Consider the following 23,967-nt stretch of genomic DNA (forward strand, 5'->3'; position numbering starts at 1 on the left):
TTGGCTATGCCATTCCTTCGCCCGTGCGATAACCTTGATCCGGTTTTTCCGCAGGGACATCCAGAGAACGGTCGATCGCATCGGACCAGCCGAGCAACTTGAGATCCTTTTCGTCGGCCCAGCGGCTTTGTTCTCCCCAAAGACTTTCGCTGCAAATCGGACAACGTGAGTCGATCGGATCGGCGTACAAATGATCCGACTGCAAATCCGGCTCCAGCCAAATCGCTTCGCATTCATCGCAAATCACCAAGCCGTGAGGAGGCAGCCTGACGGAGGAGTCTTGTTCGGAGTACGCGGCTAGATGATCCGGGGAATCCACTCCACAGATCCGAACGCCACACAAACCGCCGCCACAAACGGGGCAGAAATCAATCGAGTGATGAGGGGGCACGACGGCGCAAACTCCGGATCGAAAAACAGAAAAACAAACAAAGGACAATCAATGCAAACTTCATCCAACAGCCCGCTAAGGAACGTTACCTCAATCAATGCCGTAATGGATTTCGCCAGAAATCCCATGCGAGAGGAATTCTGGCGAATCCCACTACCAAGTGCGGCCGTAAATGTATCGTTGTTCCTAAAGAGGGTATGCCGTGATCACGAGGTTTCCCTCTAGCACCAGTTTCACCCGCCGGGCCATCGGTTTTCTTCGCCGATTTCCTTCGCGACCACCTTGGTACCCGATTCGCCCACCCATATCGACGGTGTAGATCGTTCGCGAACCGTCTTTTTCCACCGTCGTTCTTGTTCCCTCTTTGGCTTTCACGTACGCGCGATCGATCGTCTTGACCGCACCCTCCATTCCGCCATCAAAGACGCCGTGGATCGTCCGCGATGGATCGTCGACCGTGTGTCGTTTGACATGCTCCAGCCGGTGACCTTCCGCGCTGCCCGGAGTGTATTGAAGCCCCGCCGGTGAGAGAAAGTACTTTGGGCGTACTTCACGCAGTAGACCGTAGGTCAGTTCAGCGTCGTCCGTCTCAGAGGACCGCTTCGCAGATCCCTTTTCATCTTGCTCGGGGTCGGCAGTCGCTTTTTGTACACCAGCCGATTTGCTGGAGCTTGATCCGGTACCGCCGTTGGGACGCATGCGATCGGCCAGCGGTCCTCGTTTCGCTCCGGGATTTTTTTTCTCGCTTGTCGTGGCCGAGGAGTCCGAAGCGGTCGCCTCGCTGGGGGAACCATTCGTGCTGCCGTTTTTGGAGTTTTGGCTGGTGGTTTGAGTGGACGGTGCAAACTTGCTGTCGGTATCGGCGGTGTTCGTTGTGGATCGCTGCTTGGTCGAGGCAGCTTGGTTCGCGTTGGTTTGGTCGGCATTGGCAGAATCACTGCTTGCCTGTGTCAGGGCGGGCAGGTTCAATCCGAAGCGCTGATTGATCGTTGGTCTCGCCAACGCGTAGACACTGACCAGTCCGACCAACAGCAAGGACCCGATGGATTTTTTGCCAAATTTGGGTGACTGTCGATCGGCGGTGTCGGACGGTGATAGCGGTTGATTCATTTGCAATCTTGTGAAATTCAGAAATCGACGCCTCTGAGGGTCGTTGAGTCCCCATAAGGCGGCGGAAACGCTATTTTAGATTTTTGCTTTGAATGGTCGGCGTCCGCTTGCGGCATTGAAAAATCCATGATTTTTTGTGCCGATGATGCCCCCAAACCAGGGTGGCTTATTCCCACTCAAATCGATCGGGTTAATATCAGTGCTCGGATTCTACGGGCTACGATTGCCAATTGCCCAGCAGTGTTCCCTCGTTCGGCTCAAATCATCATGAGAAATGCCATTTTCCTTGCCATTTCGGCCGCCTCTGCCCTCCTGGCTCTCTTCGTCGACGCTCCCCATTGTGACGCGCATTCGCCAATGGCGAGTCGCCAGTCCGGTCGATTGCCGATCATTGCGACCGGTGACCTGCGTCATGCGATCAAATCGATGCCGATTGAGTGTCGGCCGAGCCGTCCGTTGCATTTTTACGGCAACACGGTCCGGCGTCGATACTATCGTTCGGAGGGCGTGTCACTCCGTAGTGTCAAGCAGTTTCATTCCACGGTGACCGTGCCTTCGTTGTTGCAGTTGCACAGCAGCTCATCAGGATATCGGGCTTCCGTCTCTGGATACTGATATCCTGTCAGCGTCGCATTCATCCGCCTCTGGCTTTCACGTACTGATTCAGAAGAGTCCTTTCGGCAATGTCGGCAACCGGCCCCCACAAATCGATGACACTGCCTGAGTGGATCGGTTTGCGCAGTCAGCGACATCCAGATCGACCGGCGGTCACCTACATTGACGATTCGGGCTCAAGAGAGACGTGGACTTATCGGCAGCTCTGGTTGTTTGCGAGTGAGTTGGCGCGGCGGATGCCAGCCAGCCAATCGGCTGAACTTTCCAACGGAGCCAAGAAACTCGCACCCAGGGCGGCGTTGCTCTTTCCACAGGGACTTGAGTTCCTGGCCGGTTTTCTGGGATGCCAATTGGCGGGATGGACGCCCGTTCCGACTTGTTTTCCCAAGCCCAATCGGGAGATGCCTCGGCTGAACTCGGTGATGATCGATTGTTCTCCCGACGCGATCGTCACCACAGCAGAGGTTCACACGACTCTGGCGGTGGACAAGCTGCCTGAGTTGTCACACCAGGTTGCGATCATTGATACCGATCGCCCCGGTGACGAGGTGGCTGGCGATGGACTGGATCCCGAGTCGCTTCCGATTTCACTCGATGATCTCGCGTTTTTGCAGTACACCAGCGGCAGCACCAGCGAGCCCAAGGGCGTGATGGTGCATCAAAGCAACGTGATGGCGAACTTGGAAGCCATCCGAGATGGATTTCAAATCCAGTGGCAAGACGACGATGCAACCGATGTCGCGACAGGCGTTTTTTGGTTGCCTTATTATCACGACATGGGATTGATCGGTGGGATCCTGGAAGCCTTGTACATCGGCGGTCACACGGTACTGCTCAGTCCCCGCGCGTTCCTGCAGCGACCTTTGCGTTGGTTGCAAGCGATCAGTGAGTTTGGTGCCAGCATCAGCGGTGCGCCGAACTTCGCCTACCAACTCTGCGTCGATCGCATTCCGCCGGACCAATCAGACGGCGTCGATTTGAGCCGTTGGAAACTGGCGTTCAGCGGGGCGGAGCCGGTTTTGCCGCGAACCCTCAAGGACTTTGCACATCGCTTTGAATCGTGCGGATTTTCAAAAAACGCATTCTATCCCTGCTACGGATTAGCCGAATCGACTTTGCTGGCGGCCGGCGGAGATGGCCCCTCTGCACCTACGGTCTTGTCGGTCAGCCGAGCGTCGGTCGAACAAGGCAAACCGACCATCGTCGACCCCAACACTGCGGACCGAGCCTCCAAACGGAGTCAGCAAAAAATTGTCAGTTGCGGTACACCCCGACTGAACACGGAAATTATCTTGGTCGACCCCTCAACACGTCAACAAGTGGATGAAGGCACGATCGGCGAGGTCTGGATGCGTGGGCCAAGCGTTACGTCGGGTTATTGGGGGCGAGAGCAAGCCACCGATGAGCAATTCAAAGCCGCTCTTGCAGACGATCCTGATGGCAACCAGTATTTGCGTTCCGGTGATCTTGGTTTTCAACACGACGGCGAGCTTTACCTGACCGGCCGACACAAAGATGTAATCATCATCCGAGGACGAAACCTGTTTCCCCAGGACATCGAGGTGACGGTGAGTGAAGTCGTCGGTTCGGACTTTGGAAACTCGGCCGCGCTCGCGGTTCGCAGCACCGGAAATGATGACTTGGCAATCGTCGCCGAGCTGCCCAGGCACTGCGATGAGTCGGAGTACCCGCGAATCGTCCGCGATATTCGTAGGGCTGTGATCGAGGTGCACGAAGTCGACCCGCAGCACATTTGGCTGGTGCGTCCCGCGACAATTCCTTTGACCACCAGTGGCAAGGTGCAGAGAAGCCTTTGCAGGGAACGTTTTGAAGCCGGCGAGATTGCCACCCGACACCGATACGATCGATCATCCATTTCAGAACAAGTCCCAATCGCATTTCCCGAAATCGCCCAACCGATTTCTGAAAATCAACGTGAGGGAATCACGCTGTTGGTTGAGGATTGGATGACTCAGTGGTTGGTCAGTCGCGCCGGAGTCGATCCAAATGACATCGCCCCCGAACGCTCATTCGAACAGTACGGACTGGATTCCATGACCGCTGTGGAACTGAGCGGAGAAACCCAGGACTGGTCGGGCGTCGAGCTGACACCCGTCGTCGCTTGGACCCACCCGACGATCACCGGCTTGAGTGCTTACATCGTCAACGAAATGATCAACGCTCCGCTTCCCACTGCTTCTCCCAGTCCCGAAAACGCAGGCTGATGAACAACGCTTGCCTACTCTGGGCAGTCAAGAAATCGGCATAGCCACGGTTTCTCGTCCCTTGGGCTTGAATCCGATACAGATAGAGATAGGCTCCCGACCGCAACGTGGTCAAACACCAAAGCCCAGGGTCGCACAGCGCACCCTGGGAGAAGAATTTCCACACTGTCATTCAACCCCAGCGGGGTTGGACTACGTTTCCCAGGCGTCCTGCGTTTGTTCTTACATTTTGTCGAACCCCGTTGGGGTTCACGGACGTCCGGTTGCTTTTCCTGGGGTGCGTTACGCGACCCCAGGCTTTGCTGTTAAACCCCCTTGGGGTTGGCAGCCTACCAACCAGTTCATCATTCGAACGTCATCTGCATCAATGTTCCATTGGCATGTCTCAGGTTGATCAGCGACAGGCTGTAGGTCAGTAGTGCCGTGGACACCTCGTGTTCCGCTTCTGTCACTCGGCTCTGTGCCGAGATCAATGATTCAAACAGCTGACTGGCGTTGTTGTCTCGTCCACCGAGAGTCCGCCAGCGAGCTTCCAGTGTTTCCGCTTCGACGATCGCCGCTTGGCGAGCGCGATCCTTTGCCGCCAGTTCGCGGTAACTGGTGACAACCTCGCGTACCGCGACCTCCACTTCTGCTTTGACCAGCTCCAAGGTCGATCGATACTTTTCGCTCAGTTGGATGCTTTCCAATTGGCGTCGGCGTAGGTTGGCAGAAGCGGCGCGCCGCCCCACGGCGACTTCCCATTCCAATCCGATCGTGTAACTGGGCGCACCGACGCGGAATTGGTCCAGCCATGCATCACCGACCTGCGAATTGCCCTGCAAGCCGGAAACGTAGGTTTCGGTCACCAGGTCCAGCACTGGCAACATTTCATGCTTGGCCATCTTGGTTCGCACGCATGCCGCCTGGATCTCTTTAATCGCAGCTTGGATTTCCGGTCGATTTTGGATCGCGGTCGAAAACTCGGAGGTCAAGTCGGGCGAGAAACTTTCCAGCGTGGGAACGTCCAGCGGAATGATCTCACTGTTTTCGTCCAAACCCGGTGCATTGATCAGGGCACGTAGCTTTGTTTCCGCGTTTTGTACCGCTGCCCGCGCTCGGATCAAGTCACTCTTGCGACTCTCCACAGCCGCAGTCGCTTGCACCAATTGCGAACGTTGTGCATCGATCGCCTGGCGTTCTCTCAGTTGCTGTTCGTTCTGCAGGGATTTCAGGTACAAGCTGACCTTTTGAGTCAGCGTCGAGCGTTCCAGATAGAGTGTCCAATAGGCTCTGGCGATCTCCAGCAAATGTTGTTGCAACTGACGTTGATACTCATCGGTTGCCCGCTGTGCATCGATGGATGCCAGAACGATGAGGCTGCGGTTGTACGTCGTTCCTCGCCCACGCATCAGGGGTTGGGTGTAGCCAAGCGTCAAGCGTGCCGTGCCTTGATCGTTCGGAATGAAGAATCGAGAGTTGGTGTTTTGATGGCCGAAGCGTTGGTTGACTTCTAATTCACCGCCGTGCTCGTTCCGTCGTCGCACCCCAATGTTGGACTGGATGTTGTTGTCCAGGAACCGTGTCCCGTTTCCGCCCACCGTCAAAGTGCTGCCGACCGGATCGGAGATGTCTTGCCATTTTGAATCCAGGAACTGGGTCCAATCAAATGCCGAGTAGGCTTCCGCGACTGCGGTGTGCCGAATCTGGGGCGTCTTTTCGTAGACACGGATCTGCGCGGAATTTTCGAGAGCCATTTGAATCAGTTGATCCAAGCTGATCTGCATCGGTTGTCGTCGGTTGTCGATCAACTCGCTCTGATGCTGACGCCACCACGGAGTTTCCAACTGTAGCGTCGTTTCGCCCGGTGTCGCGTCTGCACTCAGATGGCTGAGCACATCCCCGACATGAAAGCTTGGGTCTTTTGACTGCCCGCTGTCTGGAGTCCAACCGTTCTGATCTGCCGGATGAACGAACGATGAGGCCAAACGCGCCGGCACGCTTTCACCGCTGCGCCAACGCTGCGGTTGAGGGGACGAAGTCGGTTTGGGGTCCGGCAGTCTTGTCACGATCGGGTTGGGCCGATCTGATGAGTCAAGCGTCGGTGGCTCCACGTAGAGCGGCTTGGTTTGCCACGCAAATTGATCGCTCTCCAACATCCCCGAATCGTCATCGAGTCGGAGATCACTCAGCGGGGGCGAGTCTGCAAATAGCGGCGCAGCGACAAACGTGATCAGTATCATCTGAATCCACGTGTTGAGCGATCTGCTGTGGTTCCAAGCAGTCGTCAGCCAGTCCTGTGCCCGTCCTTGGGTACCGATCATAGCAAGCCGAATCATCCCATCCTGGGTTCCGATCCATCCATAGTTGCCCTCGGTTGCTATCGTCGCAACGTGAATCAATCTGGTGAGGACTGTCCCCCGCGTGCAAAACACGGGCATTCCGCACGACCGGTACCGGTTGCTAGGCAGGTCCCATCGTTGTGCAAAAAATGATTCAGGTGCCGCGTTACTGCCAGTCCACAACGACCGCGCCGCCACCAAGATACAGCGGGCCCGACTGAAGCTGGTGCGCCACCCGAACGATCACACAACGGGACTCGTGGGTGTCGGGAAACAGGTCGATGCTCAGATACTGGTCGCTAACTGGTACTGTCGAAATCCAACCGATACCTGAAATGGTGACGTCACGACTCAATGCCTGGATCGGTTCTCCGGCAGGCTGCAAATCATCGGCGAGCGGTTGCAACATGATGGGCTTGAACACGTAAGTCCGTTCCGTGATCCGACGCTCGTCGTGGTGAGAATCAATCTGATCACTCGTTGACGAACATTGCAGGGCTTGCAAAAGCTCGAAGGTTGCTTCTGGTGAAGGAACAATCCCCAGAGGATGCGCGGCGGTGGAAATTGGCTGAATCAACTTGCTGACCCATGAGACTGGTGGAAATCGACTTCCAAAATCTACAACGATTCCCTACCGATTGCTCCATGAAACATGGCCATTACGCCTGGGGGATTTCCGTCATCGATGACGCTTGGGAGGACTTTGACGACACAGATCACTTCGCAGCCTGCTTGGGCCGTGTTCCGTTCTTTGCTCCGTTGCGATTGGCTTTGGGTTTTTGTTTTTTGTGATGGTTGGCTACCATCTCGGTTGCGATTCCTTTGTCGCCCTGTCCTAGCATCCATTGTTCCAGGATCTCTCGCAATTCGCTGATTCGCTCTTGCTGATTTGGATCGCCGGCCAGGTTTTTCATTTCCAGTGGATCGTTTTGGATGTCATAAAGCTCGATCTCGGGACGATGCTGGTATCGTTCCACCGCATGCTGGGATGCCTTGTCTCCTTGGTCGGCGGCGTTGACCATGGACAAAAACTCGGGGGACTTGGTGCACGCGTTCGTGAACGCTTGATCGCTCTGCAAGTTCATCACCAGCTTGTGTGTCCGTGTCCGAACGGATCGGATCGGATAGCAGTCGTTGCCGTTGATGATTCCACGCGTGGTCATCAAGCCGAACACGTGGTCTTTGTGGTGATCGGTTTTTCCAAGCAACACGTCTGCAAAGCTTTTTCCGTCCAGCTCGCTTGCCAATTCTCCGCCCGCCAGATCCACAAACGTCGGTGTGACATCCACGTATTCGACCATCGCATCACTGACGCGACCAGGTTGGATTCTGCCGGGCCAGCGTGCAATCATGGCGCTTTGCAAGCCGCTGTCATAGCAGGTCCACTTGGCAAACGGCATCGAGTTTCCTTGCTCAGACACGACCATCAGGACGGTGTCTTTGGCCAGTCCATGCTTGTCGATCAAGTCAGCGATTTGACCGACTTGAGAGTCGAAATAAGTGATCTCAGCGAGGTACCGACTGTATCCCTCGCGAACCACGGGCGTATCGGGGATGTACTCGGGCAGCCGGATCTTTTCCGGCGGATAGGCTGATGCGTCTCCTTTGTTCCATGGCGTGTGAGGCTCGTTACTGCACGCGAACAAACACAGCGGGGTGGAGTTCTTGATCGATTCGGCCATCAACTGATCGATCGCCTGCATGTCCGGATTGTTTTGGCCGCTGTATTCAAAATCAAAGACGGATCGCGGGCCGATATGCGTTTTTCCAGACAACGCGACGCGGTAACCGAGCGGCTTGAGGTACTGAACAATGCTGTTGATGTGATCGTAGGCGACGGTGTGATTGGGGTACGCACCTGTCTTGACCGGATACTGTCCGGTGTAAATGTTGTGGCGCGTCGGCGAGCACATCGGCGCGCACTGAAAACAATGCGTCATTCGCAAACCTTGCGATGCCAGCTTGTCGATGTTTGGCGTGAGTGCTTGACCGCCGTAGCAACCGATGTCTCGAAAAGTGCAATCATCGGCGATGATGAAGACAAAATTTGGTTTCGAGGTTTCTCTCTCCTGGGCCTGTGCGTGGGTCGACGTCAAAATCACAAAGCATGTCGCCAAGCACAATGACAACAGCAATGATGTCAACAACATTGAGGTCAACGTTGCGAGAGTGTGTTTCATGGGATGTCGCACCAGGGAGGGAAAGATTGAAATGGGATGGGGCACCGTCAACGGTGCTCAGATGAATCGCAATCCACCGTCGGTGATCTCAAACGGGCGAATCGCGTCGTCACATGCGCTGCCGCGGTGCTTGGCGACATGCAGAGCACGCCCCAAGCGATCCGACTGGCGGACTCTGCCCATCAGTATAATCGTGTTGGCATTGGATAACACGTCACCACTCTGCAACGGTCGCACGATCAAGTCGTCCAACATGACCTCGTGCGACGTCGCCAGCAGCAAACAGGCGATGTCTCGATGATCGTAGGCTTGTGTCATGATCACGTCGCTATGCTCGCGAAAAGCCACTCGAAACAGATCTCGTGCCACCCAATCGTGTTCTTTTCGCAGGATTTGGTGGTAGATGTATTCGAACATCTCGAACTGAATCGAATCGGATGCCTTGTCCGTCGGTTCGATTCCGTCGATGACGCAACGGCGGACTCCTCGAACGAAGTGGCCGTAAAAGAAGGCGATGGTTCGATCGAGCTGCTTGGCTTGCTCGTATTTCCACTCACGCCACTGGTCGGGTGTCATGTCGCTCTCTGTCACACGCCGTCCTGAATGTGAGAACTGGTGCATGTGCTGGGGGATCGCAACATTCAGGTCCATCAGATCGGGCAAAGACGGTGCTCCCTGCGGCGAGTGACTCGACAGATTCCAGCCGCACAAGCTGCGTGCGTAGTCCAAGTGGTTCTGTGAATCACCTCGCGATGTCATGTCAAAGATGACCCCGGCATGACCGTCTTGCTGAAGTCCATGGTGGGCAAACCGGGTCCCTAATTGTGTCTTGCCGATGCCTGAAGCCCCGAGGACGACCGTCATCGTGCCGGGCAAGAGTCCCCCGCCGAGCATCTCATCCAAATCCGGCCATCCGGTGGAAGTTCTTGCCATGATTTCTGCTTGATTTGTGGAGCGAACGAAATACGTCGAATGAAAAACCCCGGTCCGCAAGGCTGCGAACCGGGGCATCAGATTCTGTCATTGATCCAGTGTCTTGACTACTGGTTCAACTGCTCCTCGACGACCTCGCTGCTGGCGCGAGTTCCCAATGCGCCCCACAAGCCGTAGGGGCTGATGGAGCCGACGGTGGCCCCTCCAGTACCATTGAGCCAAACCGTGGGAGCGCGACTGTCGCCGGCTTCGATCGAATCGCTCATGAAGATCACCGCGCCGTCGCCCATCAGAATATGGACGCCGCCCTGGTGACGGCTGCTTGGAGGAGCGATCCCCGGGGCACCGACGCCACCGTTGGAACCACCGCCCAAGCAAAGCTCTGAGTTCGGAGGCAAGATCATGTTGACCTCGGTAAAGACCGTCAGTGAATCCGCCCATCGGTAGCCACGTCCCTGCGAATTGCCAGCCAAGACAGCGGGGGCCGTCCCGCCGTCACCACCGTTGGACCAAAAGCGAGGTCGAGTCGGGCTGATGTAGGCTAGGACCTCACAGGTCTTGGGATTGTCACGAACAGCCGGGGTGCCGTTTTGGATCGACGCCTTGGTTCGCTTGTCACGGTCACCGATGTCAGTCGCGATCTCACCCGCAAAGACTGTGTTGGAAAGTCCGTCCAGCACGTCGCGAAACTTGCTCTCTCGTCGCGGCATGAACGCACCGCGGCATGCTGCGTTGGCCCGGTTTTGGGTCCACGTCCGAGGCGGGTTGTTGATCGATCCGTTCTGAATGTCAACAAAACCGGTGTTCATGAAATCGACCGTGTCTCCCATAGAAGCTCCGTAATTGGTTCGCCCCATTGCTGGTGGCCCAAACCCAGGATCGCTTGGGCAACGAAGTGTCGGAACCTCGGTCATCCAAGGCACATAGCGGTTGTAATGAGGCGCAGGACCCATCGCCGGCCAATTCGACGCACCGCTGGGCAGGTTGATCGTCAGATTTCCCACCGTGGCTTGGCTGGGGTTGGAGCAGGATTCCCACAGAGCCTGTTGTTCCATGAAAGGCATCAAGCCGACGAGATACGACAGCCGATGGCGATTGTTTTCATTTTGGGGATTGTTGTTGTTCACCCACGTCCCGCCGGCTTGCATCGGCATGTTCTTGTACGTGGAGTGATAGTTCTGAATCGCAAGACCGATCTGTTTGAAGTTATTGCTGCAGCTCATTCGTCGAGCCGCTTCTCGCGCCGCCTGAACCGCTGGCAACAACAAACCGACCAAAATTCCAATGATGGCAATCACCACCAACAATTCCACCAACGTAAAACCACGCCGGCATGTACTTCGCTTTCGCATGTGTCAGCCTCCTGAATAGAAAAAATTACGCTTGCCACCACGCCACCGGTCAAATGACCGGGTTGGCTTGGCCGCAAAGTAGCTTCCTTGGAGTATTGCAAAGATGACGCAGCGAATGTGGCGATCGAAGCAACTTTTTTTGGATTTAATGCGAAACCTTTTGCCGCTAAGTGTGTTATCCGCGCGACGAAAGCCCCTTATCGATGATCGTCCTCTCATCCGAGGGGTGCTTACTTGCGGTCCAGCGAGATCGCTTCTGCGTAGGCCAATTCACCTGTCTTGCCATCGAAGTACTGGAAGATCACTTGGGGGTGCGGGTATGCCACCAGACGCTTTCCATCCAATTGGGGTGGCATGTTGAAGACGTTGTTGATCTGCACCACACAGAAATGTGGATACAGACGTTCCAGCCTCGGCAGATCCGGCAGCACGTAGCTGCTCCAGCGGATGTCACACTCTCGCGGCCCGAACTTGAATTTCCCGGTCGCCGGTCGATCACTTTCGTCCAACACTGGAACATGATTGACGCTGTTGTGTGGACCACAGCAGAATTCCCAGATATCGTCAGTGACGCGGATGGCGAAACTGTTGTGCAGGTCTCCCGTCATGACAAAGACCTTTTTGTCCAGTTTCTCCCACTCGGAAATCAACTGTTCTCGCTCGTCAAAGAATCCCGTCCACGCTTCTTCCTTGTTCGCCGCATCGGACTCGACGCCTCCTGCCCCGCTGTGTGGGATCATAAAAGGAACGGTGGAGATCACAAAAAAGAAATCCGCATCGCTCTGTTGCATGCCCCTCAGTAACCACTCCCGCTGTGCGCGGCCGAGCATGGAAACGCCGGGTTTATCTCGTTGCCGGACATCGTGCATGTCTCGATCTCCGCGGGTATCGAGCAAGTAAAACTCACAATTGGAAACGCGAAATTTTCCATAGCTTCGTCTGCCGATCGAGTAGCTGATCTCCGAGTCGCTGACTCTGGCGGGCATGTGCAACTGCAGCGTATGCGCGTCGACGACTTTGACGATGTCATACACGTACGAATTGGGGTGTCCATCATCGTTGTCAAGCTCGATGTCGTTGACACCCGCGTCGGGTGTTCCCCAGTGCACATGCAGGTTCGTCATCTCTGAAAGTGGCAACTTGGTAAAGTCGGTGGATGTATCGACCAACAAGTCGCTGCCTGCCGTCATTTTGGCTTTGCCGAAATGAAGCGGATGGTTGTGTTCCATCGGATTGGCCCAGCCGAGATAGTCAAACCAAGCCTGTGTGCCGATATCGCGGAACACGGTTCGGCGATGCCGTTTGCCGGTCTCCGCGGAACCCCAGATGTCGTTGATCAACTCGTGGTCGTCGAAGGTAAACAGGCTTGGCACGTGACGATGCCAACGTGCTAGTTCGACACCGCGATTGAGATACAGCTTGTAGTTTTCCCAAACGCCAACAATCGTTGGCATCACCGTCACGACATTAGGCAGGGTGGTGGCGCCTTGGATCAACTGCCACGCGGCTGGCGGATAGTCACGCAGCTCTTCGTAGAGCCAGTCGCCGTTCATGATGTGGAAGTGAACCTTGTCCGCCCAATCACGGTTCAGATACTCGTACGTTGTCGCACGATGCCCAGCGCCGTGCAACGGATTCTGGTTTGCGCACGATCCGATCTGAAAACGAAAGTTGAACAGGCCCGACGGGTTGTATTCCGCATTGCGAGACGACTCGGCATCGGGCAACGTCAGGAAACTGCCGGGCAATCCGTGCGGGCGCTGGTTGACATAGATCTGATAGTGATACCGCGTATCGGGTTTCAGATCGGTCAGTTCGACTGTACCTGTGTTGTCGTGTTCCAAAGTCGTCGTCGCTGGCCCGCTGATGAGATCCAGACGATTGGGTTCGACGCCATATCGAACCTCGAACTGTCCCGGGTCCGACGTCCGCCCCCAAACAGTGACGCGTCCGTCCACCGGGCGTCCAAGCATCGGGCCGTGCGTCAAACGAATCGGATCGCGTTGGACAGTGACGCTTTTCTGCGAATCGGAATCCGACTGCGCGAGCACGATGGAACAGTTGGCCAAGAGACAACAACAAACGCAGGCCAATGGGCCAAGTCGGAAGCGGTGCATGATGCTCGTTCTGGTTTCAGTTTCTGGGGAAAGAATGCTGCGACGACGTCTCGCCGCAATCCGGCGGCTTGCCAAATCCGCGACTCAGAATACTTTGCAGCGACGTTGCCCGTGTGGTCAGGGCGATACTACACACCGATGATATCTGCCAAACTGCCCCAAGAATGTTTGTGGCAGAGCGTCCCCGAGACTTTGAGGGTAAACGTGGTCAAGTCGAACGATAATTCGTCGAGCATCGCTGTGCCGACGTTCCCAAACGTGATTCGATCAAAGAACTCAGCGAGCCGAATTCCGGCCGGTGTTCCGCGAAGATCCAGTTTGTAGCCTTCCAAATTCTGCAACCGGAATTGATCCAGTTCAGTACGGATGAAATCAAAGTCAAAATCCAGACGTCCGGCAATCTGACCGGCAACGACGGCTTCGATCTGCTTTTCGCCGATGATCACCTTTGCCAGTTCGCCCAAGATCTGACCGGTCACCTCCGGTAACCCTTGTGTCTTTAGCTCCGCGATTGTCAGATCGATCAATTCACCGGTGATCGACAGACCCGAGAAATCGTCGAAGTCAAAGTCTTGTAGATTGGCATCGATCTCGGCATTGATTTCTTCCAGTGTTGGAGGATCAATGCCCTCGGGGATCTTCCAGACCAGTGTGAACGCTGCATGAGGCGAGTCGACGTTGAGATTCAATCCATCGATCAGTGATTTGACGTAATCCGACTCCAGCAGTTGATCGGTAGCCAATTGTTGCAGCGGATTGAGTTTTGCCAGTTTGCCGCCCGCATCGCTGAAATCCAATTCATAGCGATACGTCACCGGGGTCCACCGCAATTCGAGGTGCGGTGATTCAAACGGGGTTTGGGTGATCAGCGCTTTGAACAATCCGGGCACGATCGAGTCAAATTGTTCTTGCCCTTTCAGTTCCAGCCAACTGAATAAATCGTTGAACTCCAGTCGCAGTTGATTAGCAAGGTCGGTGATGGCGTCCTTCGCCGCGCTGCCACCTGTGGCAACGATCTCGACCGCATCGCCGAGCAGGGTTTCGCCTCCGAAATACTCGACGAATCGTTCGCTGGAGAAATAGACGTTGGTTGCACCGAACTCCGCGTACTGCGAGTCACGAATTGTGTCGTAGTTGTTGTGGATCACCAGTTCGACACCCAGCAGATTGGTGATGACTTCGATCGGATCCAGATCGGGGAACGAGATGTTGCCTTGGAGCAAGTCAAAGAATTTTCGACTGTCGTAATCGATGCCCGGCGCGATGTTCGCATCGATAAAGATGGAACCGTTGCCGAGGTTGAGCGTCATGTCAAACCCGGTTTCAACTTTGTAGGCGACGATTTCCTCATTGAACACGGACAGCAAATTGTCTTTGACCTGCTGGGCCACTTCACCACCGGTGTCCTTTGCCCAGTCGGCGAATTCTCCGCCGGCTTCTTTGATGGCTTGCACCGCGGGCTCAAGCTGCTGCTTGACTTCACCCAGAATCTCGCCTGCAAAGGTAACGGTCGTTTCGATCGTGCTCGCGATCTCGGCCAAGGTTCCGAACGGATTGATCGTATCGAGTTGCTGCAGGTCATCCTGCAAGGATTGCAGGATTCCCGCGGGTGAACGGAGGTCATCGATGCGATCCGAGACCGCGTCGAGTCCCTTCTGCAGGACGGGTGCGGCTTTGGCTTCGGTAAATTCGACCAAGTCATCTTTGGCAGCCGCGATATCCGTCTTCGCCTTTTCCCATTCCGCTTCCGCTTTGTCGGCTAGCTTTTTCCGTTTAGCTTCGGCGTTCGCGACCGTTTCGTCATACTTTTCTTTGATTTTTCTTTTCTGCTCGACAATCGTGGCGATCGCTCGGTTGATCTCCGACTGGACGATAGATCCGACGCGGCTGATCTGGTCGTTGAGGTCTGCGATCCTCGCGTCCAGTTGATTCTTTGCCTTGACGTACAAGCCTTGGTAATGCTCGCTCAAGCCCTGAAAGAAAGTCTTCGTTTCTTCAGCGACTTGTTCACCGCAGGCGACGAGATCGCCGACGCAGTCCTGAGCGTTCTTGCCCTTCTCGACGACGTAGTCGATGGCGCCAGACCAGGAAAGTGAGAACGAAGTGCTGTCAAGCTTCTGGTTAATGCGTTCAATGCTTTCCTCTGAGTCATCCAGTGAGGCGAGATCATTCTCAGCTTCGCTCAAATCTCGGTTCCACTGCGTCAGCTTTTCGGTCTCACGCTGCGATTTTGAGTTGCGAACGGACTCAATCTTGGCGTCTTTTTCATCCAACAACTGATTGCCACGTTCGGCGGCCTTCTTGATCGTCGCGTTCTTTTGCGATTGCGCGGCAGTCGCTTTGGCGTTGCGGGTATCCAGCGCGAGCTGCAGTTGTTCTTCCTCCCACTGGGCGGCTTGAAACTGCTCGGATTCGAATCGGTCGATGGCACCTTCGACGTCCAACCCGAGTGAGTAAATGCCCTCGCGCATGGTGTACGGTGCACGCGACGCGATCGCTCTGAGACCGGCCAAGTACTGATAGCCCAGGAGCTGAAACATGTTGATCGCATCGGGGATCTGATTGCTGTATCCCGCGCCGCCAAAGAGTTGCTGCTGGACAGCGAGCGGGTCGATGTAGTTCTGTAGTTGATGCAGCGGATCGATTCGCGTCGGCTGATCCGGCGGTTCCAACGCCATGATCGCGTCGAGTTCATCGAGCTTTGCACCGAGCAATTGGGCAAAGTCCAACTCGATGAATGGCAGAGCCGTGGCCATCTGATCGCCACTGCCGACCACCTGTGTGATGAGCGACAGCTCCGTCGATCCTCGACTGTAGAACGGATCGACTTGCGGTGGCAGCGTCAGCGTCTTGTCAAATGATTGTGTTTGGTTACCCGTGATGCCTGAATCGATGGTCATGGATCCCAGCAAGCGATCTTGTCCATCGATCATACCGTCGTGGCTCAAATAGTACGCGACGGTGATTGAATCAGAGGATTCGCTGGCGGTGTTTTCGATGGACACGCGGACATCAATCTGCGAGCCCGCTTGAGGGACCTGCTGAGACAGCGAAGTGATCTCCGACTCGCTGATCATCAACGCAGGATGCGTCAGCAGTTGAAAGCTCTGGCGACGGTAGTATCGCGGTCCAGAGTCGCCGCTACGCGACACATATTCTCGACGGAGCGTGTCGTTGTCGAGAAACTCGACTTGGCGTTGGATGGATCGACCATTGCTGGGAAAGACCGATACCGGCTCACCCACCAGCCTGCCGTCTGGATCGAAAACCTGTAGCCCCGCGTTGGCCAACACGAACCAGCCGTCGTCATTGATCGCGGCATCGAATGGATACATTTCGTGCAAAATGACTCGCATCGAATCCGGCTCGGCGACATTTCCGATCGCGGCTTGGTTGGGCCATGCGATCACGTAATCGCCTGCCTCGTTGATCGCGGAGGAATCCCATTGAGATCCGTCGTGAAAGCCGCCGTGCAGGTCCAGGATCTGTACGTCGTGCAGGTTCCCACCGGCTTGAGAAAACGTCTGAATGTAGATGGGCTGACTGACGTAGGTTTCTTTCCAAGCGACGAAGCCTTGTCCGCTGGAGTTCATTGCTGAGGTAAACGTGAATCCGTCATTGGTTTGCCCGTCCAGTCGAATCGGATCGCCGATCACGTTGTCATCGGGGTCGATGCGAAACAAAAACACACCTGGATCGTTCGTCCCATCTGGCGTGAAGGAGTCGTAACTGGTGACCAGCAGGATGTTGCCGGCAGCGTCACCGGTGATTTCATACTTCCAAAAACCCGAGGGCGCAACGCGAACGGCCGGTCCTTTTGCTGTTCCTGTGCCGTCGATTCCCGAGTTGCTGTAGCGAGTCAGATAGATCCCACCGTCCTGCCCTGCAAAGACACTCGACGCGATCACCGAATCCCCGTTGGGATAACGCACGATGTGATCTTCGTGCGGCAAATCTCCGTCTTCATAGCTGTTCAAATTGGTGACCCCGCCATCGGCCGCCAATACGCTGGCCTGCAGTCGTGGGACTGCGATCACGTCGGCCTCGACGCTGACGGCCGGACTGACAATCTCGTCAATCGAACTCCAAACCGATCGGGCAAAGAACTTGACGGAACTCGCTCCGGTACCCGGCAGCGGTGTTCCCGTCCATGTCCAGCCGTCGCTGCCGTCTTCGTCCCGACCCAGGTAGCGATCGATGAACCGGTTGAAGACACCATTGCCGTCGGCGTCCTGGTAGAACTCGACGCCGAGTCCCGAATACTCCGGATGCCAAGCTCCTCGAGCGGTCAGCGTGACCGGATCGGTGCCCAAATCCGAGATGGTCTTGGGTGAAACCGTCAGCAGTTCCAAACTTGTTTCATCGGGCGAGACGACAATCGTAAACGTCACTGATGCCTCGGTGTCTTCGCCGGGACGCCACGAACGCATCGTGAACTGGTTGGAGCCGATGGCTTCTTTGGGGACGTTGTACCAAGTGAACAGGCCTGTCTGTGGGCTCCACGGCAGGTATCCGTGTTTGGCTTGATCGTAGCCATCCAATGCGTAAAAGAATCCGACTTCGTCGGGATGGATCGCTCGGAAATCCAGTTCAAACGTGTCGCCCACGCGAACTTGGATGGGTTCGCTATAGTCGATGCCTTGCACAAACAGTGGTGGCGCCGAGTGGGCAGGGTTGTCCGCCAGCATCGAATCGCCGTACTGGGAAATCGCGGACTCGTAGTTGGTTTTCAGAATAGCGAGTTGTTGATCCACCCATTGTGCCGTCGCCAATTCTCGTTTGGTTTCGGCTTCTTCGATCAGTCGCCAGTCCTCCGATGCAATCTGCAGTTTGACGGTCTGTTCATAATCGAACAAAACCTGCGTCAACATTTCCGTGAGCTGTGATCTCAGTTCCGGTGCGAAACTGTCGAGTTGGCCGGCCACGGACTGCAAGAACTGCGGCGTGTTTTCTAGGGAAAGCTGAGCGGCCGCAGCGATCAGTGAGTCGACGCGATCGAGTTGTTTCTGTAGTTCTGGACCTGGAGGTGTCAGCTCCAAATCAAAGCGGCTGACCACACCGTCGGTTGCATCCACGACAGAGATATTGATCGTGATCGTTCCGTACAGACCTGGATCTGGAATCACAACGACCCAGTCGTCTGTCACCGAAACGGTTGCCGGTGCCAGGATTTCTTGAGCTGCACGGCTGAGCAATTCGGGATCGGCGTAAATTTCCGGACTGAGTTTGGCGATCAACAGTTCGCTTTGGGTCGCATCTGAATCTTCGCCGAGCCACTGGACCAGATCACCATCGGGCAGCAACAAGAACGATGTGCCATCATTGCCAAAGAACCATTTCTCGTTCAGCCCGACCAGATTGAACGCTTCCTCACTGGCAAAGTTCAATCCGTACGTCGAGCGAATTTCGTACAAATGGTTGGCGACGGTCGCATAGCCGACGTATTCGAGCGTGGTGTCATCAATGTCGAACAATGACAGCGGCAAACGGATTGAGCCATCATCGTATCGGATCACTTGATCAGTGATCGGAGAAACTTCGGGCAGATCATTCACGCTTTGGACGTCAATCGTCAGCGTCACCGGACCGCTGGAATCCTGCTCATCGCTGACTTCATAGACGATCGTATCGATGCCAAAGAAATTCTCAACTGGCTGATAGAGATACATCCCAGCGTCAATCGTCAGCGTGCCGTGCGCGGGTTGCTGAGCAATCGTGACTTGGAGCGATGCGGGATCACTATCTGGGTCGTAGATCGCGCCGGTGATGTCAAAGGTGGCTGAGCCGTCTTCCGGGATCGCTGCTTCGGTCAGCTCGGGACGCGGTGGTGAGACCAGCAATTCGATCTCGATGTCTTGCATTCCAGTCGACGTTCCATCGGGGCTGAATAGGATCTCGAACGACCCTGGTCCGACGACATCCGTCAGCATTGCACGGACCTGACGATCGGTGAGCTCAAAGTAGCCCTCCTCATCAACGTTCGGCGTCAGGTCGATCCAGGTCAATTGACCATTTTGTTCGATACCGATGAAAACCGTCTTGTCACCATCCCCAAAATTCACGCGTCCTTGGATCGTTAGGTCATAGGTGCGTTCGTCACGCCTGCCCATCTGCTCGCGATCGGTGTCGTGGGCTAAGCGAAACGTGATTTCCGCATCACGGCGATACATCGCGTTGATGATCTGCAAGGCATCCAGCGCGGAGACTCTGTCGTCGCCCGTCACGTCAACATAGTTGTCGGGAGCTAGTTCGCCTTCGGCAACCTGAACCTGTCCTTCGGCCGCACGGATCCGCGCGATGTCGTTGATCACGTGCAAAGCATCGAGCGCAGAGATCCTCAGGTCGTTGTTGACATCCAGTGGATTTCCCGGATTGGTCAGATCCGCAGCGAGCATTTCCCGTGGGCCAAGGCGTTCCAGACGCAGTGGGCGGGTATGGCGGCGTTTTCCGGCAGAAGCGTGTGGCCGACGTCGAGTCTTTCGCGTTGTCATCGTCACGGTGTTTTCGAGGGATGGCGGGCAGCCCCGAAATGATGCTAACGGACCCCGACGCGGCGTTCAAGTCTGAGGCGTCGACGCAGCGAAATGTTAGGGAGAGAAACGATATCGGCTTAAGCAGTGATCAGGCTGCGATAGTAGTCGACGCTGCGACGCAAGCCGTCGGTCATCGAAACGCTGGGGTCGAACTGCAATCGCGTTCTTGCTTGATTGATGTCGGCCAGCGAATCGCGAACGTCGCCGGCACGAGGTGCCTGATGGATCGGCTCGATGGATTCGCCCAAGATTTCGCTCAGGGTGCTCAGCAGTTCGAGCAAGGTGGTTCGCTCGCCTCGCCCAATGTTGAATACTCCGCCGTCGATGCCGCCGACGGTAGCGGCCAGCAGATTTGCCCTCGCGACATCTTTGACGAACACGAAATCTCGAGACTGCTGACCATCGCCAAAGATCACCGGACGCTCGCCGGAGAGAATCATCGACACAAATTTGGGGATCACGGCGCTATACTCGCTCTGCGGGTCTTGGCGGGGGCCGAACACATTGAAATACCGCAGCGTGACGGTCTCAATATCAAACCCGCGACTGAAGGCCTGCATGTATTGTTCGGCTGACAGTTTTGCGGCCGCATAGGGGGACAGTGGCATCGTGGGGTCTGATTCGCGTTTGGAGACGAACGGCGAGTCCCCATAGGCGGCGCTGGTGCTGGCCAAGACGAATCGTCGAACGCCGGCCCGCGAGCCGGCATCCAGTAAGTTCACCGTGCTGGTGGCACACCATTGGTGGCACAACCCGGGTTCTCGCATGCTGCGTGGCACGCTGGCCATCGCCGCCAAATGAAAGACCAAGTCGATCCCACGGACGGCGTCGGTTGCCACGTCGGATTGTGAAGCGTCGCCCTCCAGCCATTCGAGGTTTCCGTTGTCACCGTGATGGTCCAGGTTGGAGCGAAATCCGGTGCTCAGATTATCCAGAACCCGGACCTGGGCTCCCAAATCCAGCAGGGCATCGACCACATGGGAGCCGATGAATCCGGCACCCCCGGTCACGAGGCAGCGAGCCCCCCGCAGGGCGTCCGTGGTTTCGGTGGGCAGAGAATAGGACTGAGGCATCGTGCGAACGACCCGTGGGCTGGCGGAGACGAAATAGGGTTCAAGTCAGTAATTCTGCATCTTGGGGACGCAGAAGCGGTCTCGGTATGTCAATTTTCCAATCAATTCACTCCGTATTTGCTAAATCTGCGGCTGCGGAATCGATAAAGTCAAGTACCTTGGTCGAGGGCTATCCTCCAACGCTGAGACGATCGTGACGATCGCGGGCCACCGGACCGGCATCATCCGTAGCTTCATCACTGGCCTCGTCATCGGCCTTTCGGCTGCGAGCTGCGGTCTCCATCGTAACGGACCGAGGGTAAACCTGTGCGGATGGTTTCAGTTGTGCTGACCAGGAAGGTTTTTTGATCGACACCCTGACCGGAAATGCTGTGCACACGCGAGAGTCATCGATAAACTGAGCGAGGCGAATTTTCGCCGTCACGGGGACTCTTTTTTCTCGTCGACGGCTCGTCAAACAATGATTCTGGGCCAGATCGATTCTGGGCCGGATCGCCCCCCAATGAGCGAACTTCACCCGTCCTGTCCTTTCCTCGGACGCGGCACTGACTGATCTCCCCCAAATGAACATGATTGCTGAAAGCTCACCTTCGAACTCTCTCGCTCGTCATCCGGCGTCCAATCGCGAGCGGAGTGCGATCGTCGAAGACACCGGGATCAACTTGCTGGCCGCCTTGTGGCGATACCGCTGGGCAGTGTTGTTGCCCACGCTGATTCTGGCAGCGGTGGGATTCGGTTTCTATGTCACCATGCAGGAGACGTATCGCAGCACCACACGCTTGATGGTCGAATCAGACCGACCCGCGTTGATGAACTCCCAGTCAGGAGAACTCATCGGTGGTGTTCCCGACATCGAGATCTTGCAGGCGGAGCTTTTCAGCGATGATCTGGCAAAGATGGCCTTTGCAAATACTAACTTGCAACCGTTCCACCGACTCTATGGTGAGACTCCCGGAGAGCAACTGGAACAGTTCATTTCAGACGCACAAGATCAGTTGATCCTGGAACCGGAAGTCACGGACCTTCTTTCGGCACAGTCTTTGGTGACCCTGCTGCACTTCGACAGCAGTGACAAAGAACACTGTGTCGCTGCTGTTAACGCATACAGCGAAGCGTTGCAGAACTACTACAACGAGAAACACAAAAGCTCTCGAAACGAAGTGATCCGCTACATCGATGTGATGATCAAGCAGTTGAGTCCCAAGATCACCGATCTGGAACGCCGGTTGACGGAGTTTAAACTCGATGCGCCGCTGGACTGGGATGACGAAGGCAAGGCGATCAATCCACACCGGATGCAGCAGCAGTATCTGATGAAACGACGCAACGAGTTGCTGGAGTCGTTGAGTGAAAACAATGCGATCTTGACGTCGATGACGGACATCGCGGAGCAGACCAAGGACCCTCGCGTTGCCTTGAACGTTTTTGCACAGGTCTTGGGCGTCAGAGTCTTCGCCCCGACTCAGGCGAGTCAGGTCAACCAAGCACTCGATGGCGACGAAGAACTCGCGTCAATCGATCTGGAAAAGAAACTCGTTCCTCTGTTGATCGAACGTGACAAGAATGCCAGGGAATACGGGATCAATCACCCCTCGGTCAAAATTTATGATTCGCAGATCGCAACGATGAAAAGCGAGTTGTCTCGCTTGGTGCGCAGCGAAGCCGCCCGGATCACCCAGTTGCGTGAAGAGTCCTCGGCAGCGTTTGACGATCCGATCCAGCAGGCCAGTGAAACAGTCATCGCGTTGTTGACATCAACGCGCTCGGATGTCAAATCGATCACTCAGCAGATCGCTGATCTCGAGGATCAATTGGCGACGGAGAAACGAGAAGCGGTGAAGCTGGCGCGTTATGAGCAAGAACACGAACAGATGGTGCGCGAGTTGGATCAAAATCGCACGTTGATGCAGGAACTGAAGGAAACGATCGCGCGTGCCTCGTTGACCGAAGAAGAGAGCGTGACGCGAGTGATCGAGTTGACCAAACCGACGCCGGCATACATCGTCGGTCCCGTGCTGCTGCAAACGGTGGGTGCCGGGACTCTGTTGGGGCTGCTGCTGGGTAGCGGACTGGCCTTGTTGCTGGAAAAGAACGCCAATACGTTCCGAGATCAGGAAGAAATCACAGCCATGCTTGGCGTACCGGTCCTTTCGCACATCCCGTTCTTTCGTGGAAAATCGCGCAAGACAAAGAAAGGAGAGTTGGACCCCTATCAGGACTTGAGCAACGACATGATCGTGGTTCATCAACCCTCGTCCATGGTTTCCGAAGCGATTCGTTCTTTCCGAACCGCCGTGTTCTTTGACGCCGGGAATGAAAGCCGCGGGCGCGTGATCCAGATCACCAGCCCCTTGCCAGGTGACGGAAAAAGCACGATCGCCAGCAACTTGGCTTGCTCGATCGCTCAGAGCGGAAAACGTGTGCTGGCGATCGACTGCGATCTTAGGCGTCCGCAGTTGACAGACAATTTTAATAGTGCCGACAAATTGGGGCTCACCAATGTGCTCAACGGCGAGTGCGATCCGGCGGACGCCGCCCATCCCACGCCGCTGCCCAAGTTGTACGTGATGCCGTGCGGTCCTATTCCGAACAATCCCGCAGAGGCTCTTTCGTTGCCGGTGATGAACGAACTGCTCGATTTGCTTCGTGAGCAGTATGACTACATCATCTTGGACACGCCTCCGCTGTTGGTCGTGACCGACCCGAGTATCGCTGCCAGCATGGCGGACACGGTGGTGCTGACCCTGAGGGTTCGTCGCCGGAGCAAGCCCAATGCCAAGGAAGCAGTCAATATTCTGTCCGCCGTTGGCGCGAATATTCTCGGGGTCGTCATCAACAATTCGGACGAAACTGGGCAGAGCGACGGTTACCGTGGATACGGCTATTATCGACACGGCAAATACGCCAGCCGCTATTACTCTCGCGGCTCAGGTCCTGTTGCCAACGGACGCACCAGCGTTGCCGTTTCGGACGGCCCCTCCCTGCGTCGTTCGACCGTAGTGAGCGGAAAAGCGGTGTCGAGCAAGCCGATCGGAAAGGCGGCACCTGCTAGTTTAGAAGTTGCGGGATCGAGTGGCGATTCCGCAGACAACTGATTTTTACGCGACTGAGTCAAGT

13 protein-coding genes are annotated in these 23,967 nt (G+C 55.7%); 3 read left to right on the plus strand and 10 right to left on the minus strand.

Features of this window, described 5'->3' with window-relative positions; translation table 11 throughout:
- Positions 1 to 4 precede the first annotated feature (4 nt).
- Together Pla52nx_RS11520 and Pla52nx_RS11525 are read right to left on the minus strand one after the other, a co-directional pair.
- Positions 5 to 391 (minus strand): hypothetical protein, encoded by a 387-nt coding sequence (locus Pla52nx_RS11520; protein WP_146520212.1) that lies wholly within the window; start codon positions 389 to 391, stop codon positions 5 to 7.
- A gap of 186 nt (positions 392 to 577) precedes the next feature.
- A complete protein-coding gene (locus tag Pla52nx_RS11525) occupies positions 578 to 1,501 on the minus strand; it encodes a hypothetical protein (RefSeq protein WP_146520211.1) in 924 nt (307 codons plus the stop codon).
- A gap of 267 nt (positions 1,502 to 1,768) precedes the next feature.
- On the opposite strand from Pla52nx_RS11525, the gene Pla52nx_RS11530 reads away from it, so the two are divergent.
- A complete protein-coding gene (locus Pla52nx_RS11530; protein ID WP_146520210.1) occupies positions 1,769 to 2,116 on the plus strand; it encodes a hypothetical protein in 348 nt (115 codons plus the stop codon).
- 95 nt (positions 2,117 to 2,211) lie between these two features.
- Entirely contained in the window at positions 2,212 to 4,341 is a 2,130-nt protein-coding gene (locus Pla52nx_RS11535; RefSeq protein WP_197454604.1) for an AMP-binding protein, read from the plus strand.
- 344 nt (positions 4,342 to 4,685) lie between these two features.
- Here the strand turns inward: Pla52nx_RS11535 and Pla52nx_RS11540 are convergent, their stop codons facing one another.
- The 8 genes from Pla52nx_RS11540 to Pla52nx_RS11575 form a co-directional block, all read right to left on the minus strand.
- Positions 4,686 to 6,659 (minus strand): TolC family protein, encoded by a 1,974-nt coding sequence (locus Pla52nx_RS11540; RefSeq protein ID WP_197454603.1) that lies wholly within the window; start codon positions 6,657 to 6,659, stop codon positions 4,686 to 4,688.
- A 169-nt stretch (positions 6,660 to 6,828) separates the two neighbouring features.
- Positions 6,829 to 7,239, minus strand: a complete 411-nt coding sequence (locus tag Pla52nx_RS11545) for a hypothetical protein (protein WP_197454602.1) — start codon at positions 7,237 to 7,239, stop codon at positions 6,829 to 6,831.
- A 139-nt stretch (positions 7,240 to 7,378) separates the two neighbouring features.
- Positions 7,379 to 8,842, minus strand: a complete 1,464-nt coding sequence (locus Pla52nx_RS11550; RefSeq protein ID WP_231742001.1) for a sulfatase family protein — start codon at positions 8,840 to 8,842, stop codon at positions 7,379 to 7,381.
- Between the two features lie 57 nt (positions 8,843 to 8,899).
- On the minus strand, positions 8,900 to 9,778 hold the full coding sequence (locus tag Pla52nx_RS11555) for an RAD55 family ATPase (protein ID WP_390620387.1): 879 nt from the start codon (positions 9,776 to 9,778) through the stop codon (positions 8,900 to 8,902).
- Between the two features lie 104 nt (positions 9,779 to 9,882).
- The gene (locus Pla52nx_RS11560) at positions 9,883 to 11,127 is read right to left on the minus strand and encodes a DUF1559 domain-containing protein (protein ID WP_146520205.1); all 1,245 of its coding nucleotides are present in this window, start codon (positions 11,125 to 11,127) and stop codon (positions 9,883 to 9,885) included.
- A 230-nt stretch (positions 11,128 to 11,357) separates the two neighbouring features.
- Complete coding sequence (locus Pla52nx_RS11565) at positions 11,358 to 13,196, minus strand: alkaline phosphatase D family protein (protein WP_231741999.1); 1,839 nt, start codon at positions 13,194 to 13,196, stop codon at positions 11,358 to 11,360.
- A 176-nt stretch (positions 13,197 to 13,372) separates the two neighbouring features.
- The gene (locus tag Pla52nx_RS11570) at positions 13,373 to 19,735 is read right to left on the minus strand and encodes an Ig-like domain-containing protein (RefSeq protein WP_146520203.1); all 6,363 of its coding nucleotides are present in this window, start codon (positions 19,733 to 19,735) and stop codon (positions 13,373 to 13,375) included.
- Positions 19,736 to 19,854: 119 nt separating this feature from the next.
- Positions 19,855 to 20,850, minus strand: a complete 996-nt coding sequence (locus Pla52nx_RS11575) for an SDR family oxidoreductase (RefSeq protein WP_146520202.1) — start codon at positions 20,848 to 20,850, stop codon at positions 19,855 to 19,857.
- Between the two features lie 569 nt (positions 20,851 to 21,419).
- On the opposite strand from Pla52nx_RS11575, the gene Pla52nx_RS11580 reads away from it, so the two are divergent.
- A complete protein-coding gene (locus tag Pla52nx_RS11580; RefSeq protein ID WP_342190385.1) occupies positions 21,420 to 23,945 on the plus strand; it encodes a polysaccharide biosynthesis tyrosine autokinase in 2,526 nt (841 codons plus the stop codon).
- The last annotated feature ends 22 nt before the right edge of the window (positions 23,946 to 23,967 follow it).

It is taken from the genome of Stieleria varia, from assembly GCF_038443385.1.
GTDB lineage: Bacteria > Planctomycetota > Planctomycetia > Pirellulales > Pirellulaceae > Stieleria > Stieleria varia.

Coding starts and splice junctions, on each gene's coding strand:
- Pla52nx_RS11525 (WP_146520211.1), bottom strand. CDS start 1,501: ATGAATCAACCGCTATCACCGTCCGACACCGCCGATCGACAGTCACCC.
- Pla52nx_RS11530 (WP_146520210.1), top strand. CDS start 1,769: ATGAGAAATGCCATTTTCCTTGCCATTTCGGCCGCCTCTGCCCTCCTG.
- Pla52nx_RS11535 (WP_197454604.1), top strand. CDS start 2,212: ATGACACTGCCTGAGTGGATCGGTTTGCGCAGTCAGCGACATCCAGAT.
- Pla52nx_RS11540 (WP_197454603.1), bottom strand. CDS start 6,659: ATGATTCGGCTTGCTATGATCGGTACCCAAGGACGGGCACAGGACTGG.
- Pla52nx_RS11550 (WP_231742001.1), bottom strand. CDS start 8,842: ATGAAACACACTCTCGCAACGTTGACCTCAATGTTGTTGACATCATTG.
- Pla52nx_RS11560 (WP_146520205.1), bottom strand. CDS start 11,127: ATGCGAAAGCGAAGTACATGCCGGCGTGGTTTTACGTTGGTGGAATTG.
- Pla52nx_RS11570 (WP_146520203.1), bottom strand. CDS start 19,735: ATGACAACGCGAAAGACTCGACGTCGGCCACACGCTTCTGCCGGAAAA.
- Pla52nx_RS11575 (WP_146520202.1), bottom strand. CDS start 20,850: ATGCCTCAGTCCTATTCTCTGCCCACCGAAACCACGGACGCCCTGCGG.
- Pla52nx_RS11580 (WP_342190385.1), top strand. CDS start 21,420: ATGATTGCTGAAAGCTCACCTTCGAACTCTCTCGCTCGTCATCCGGCG.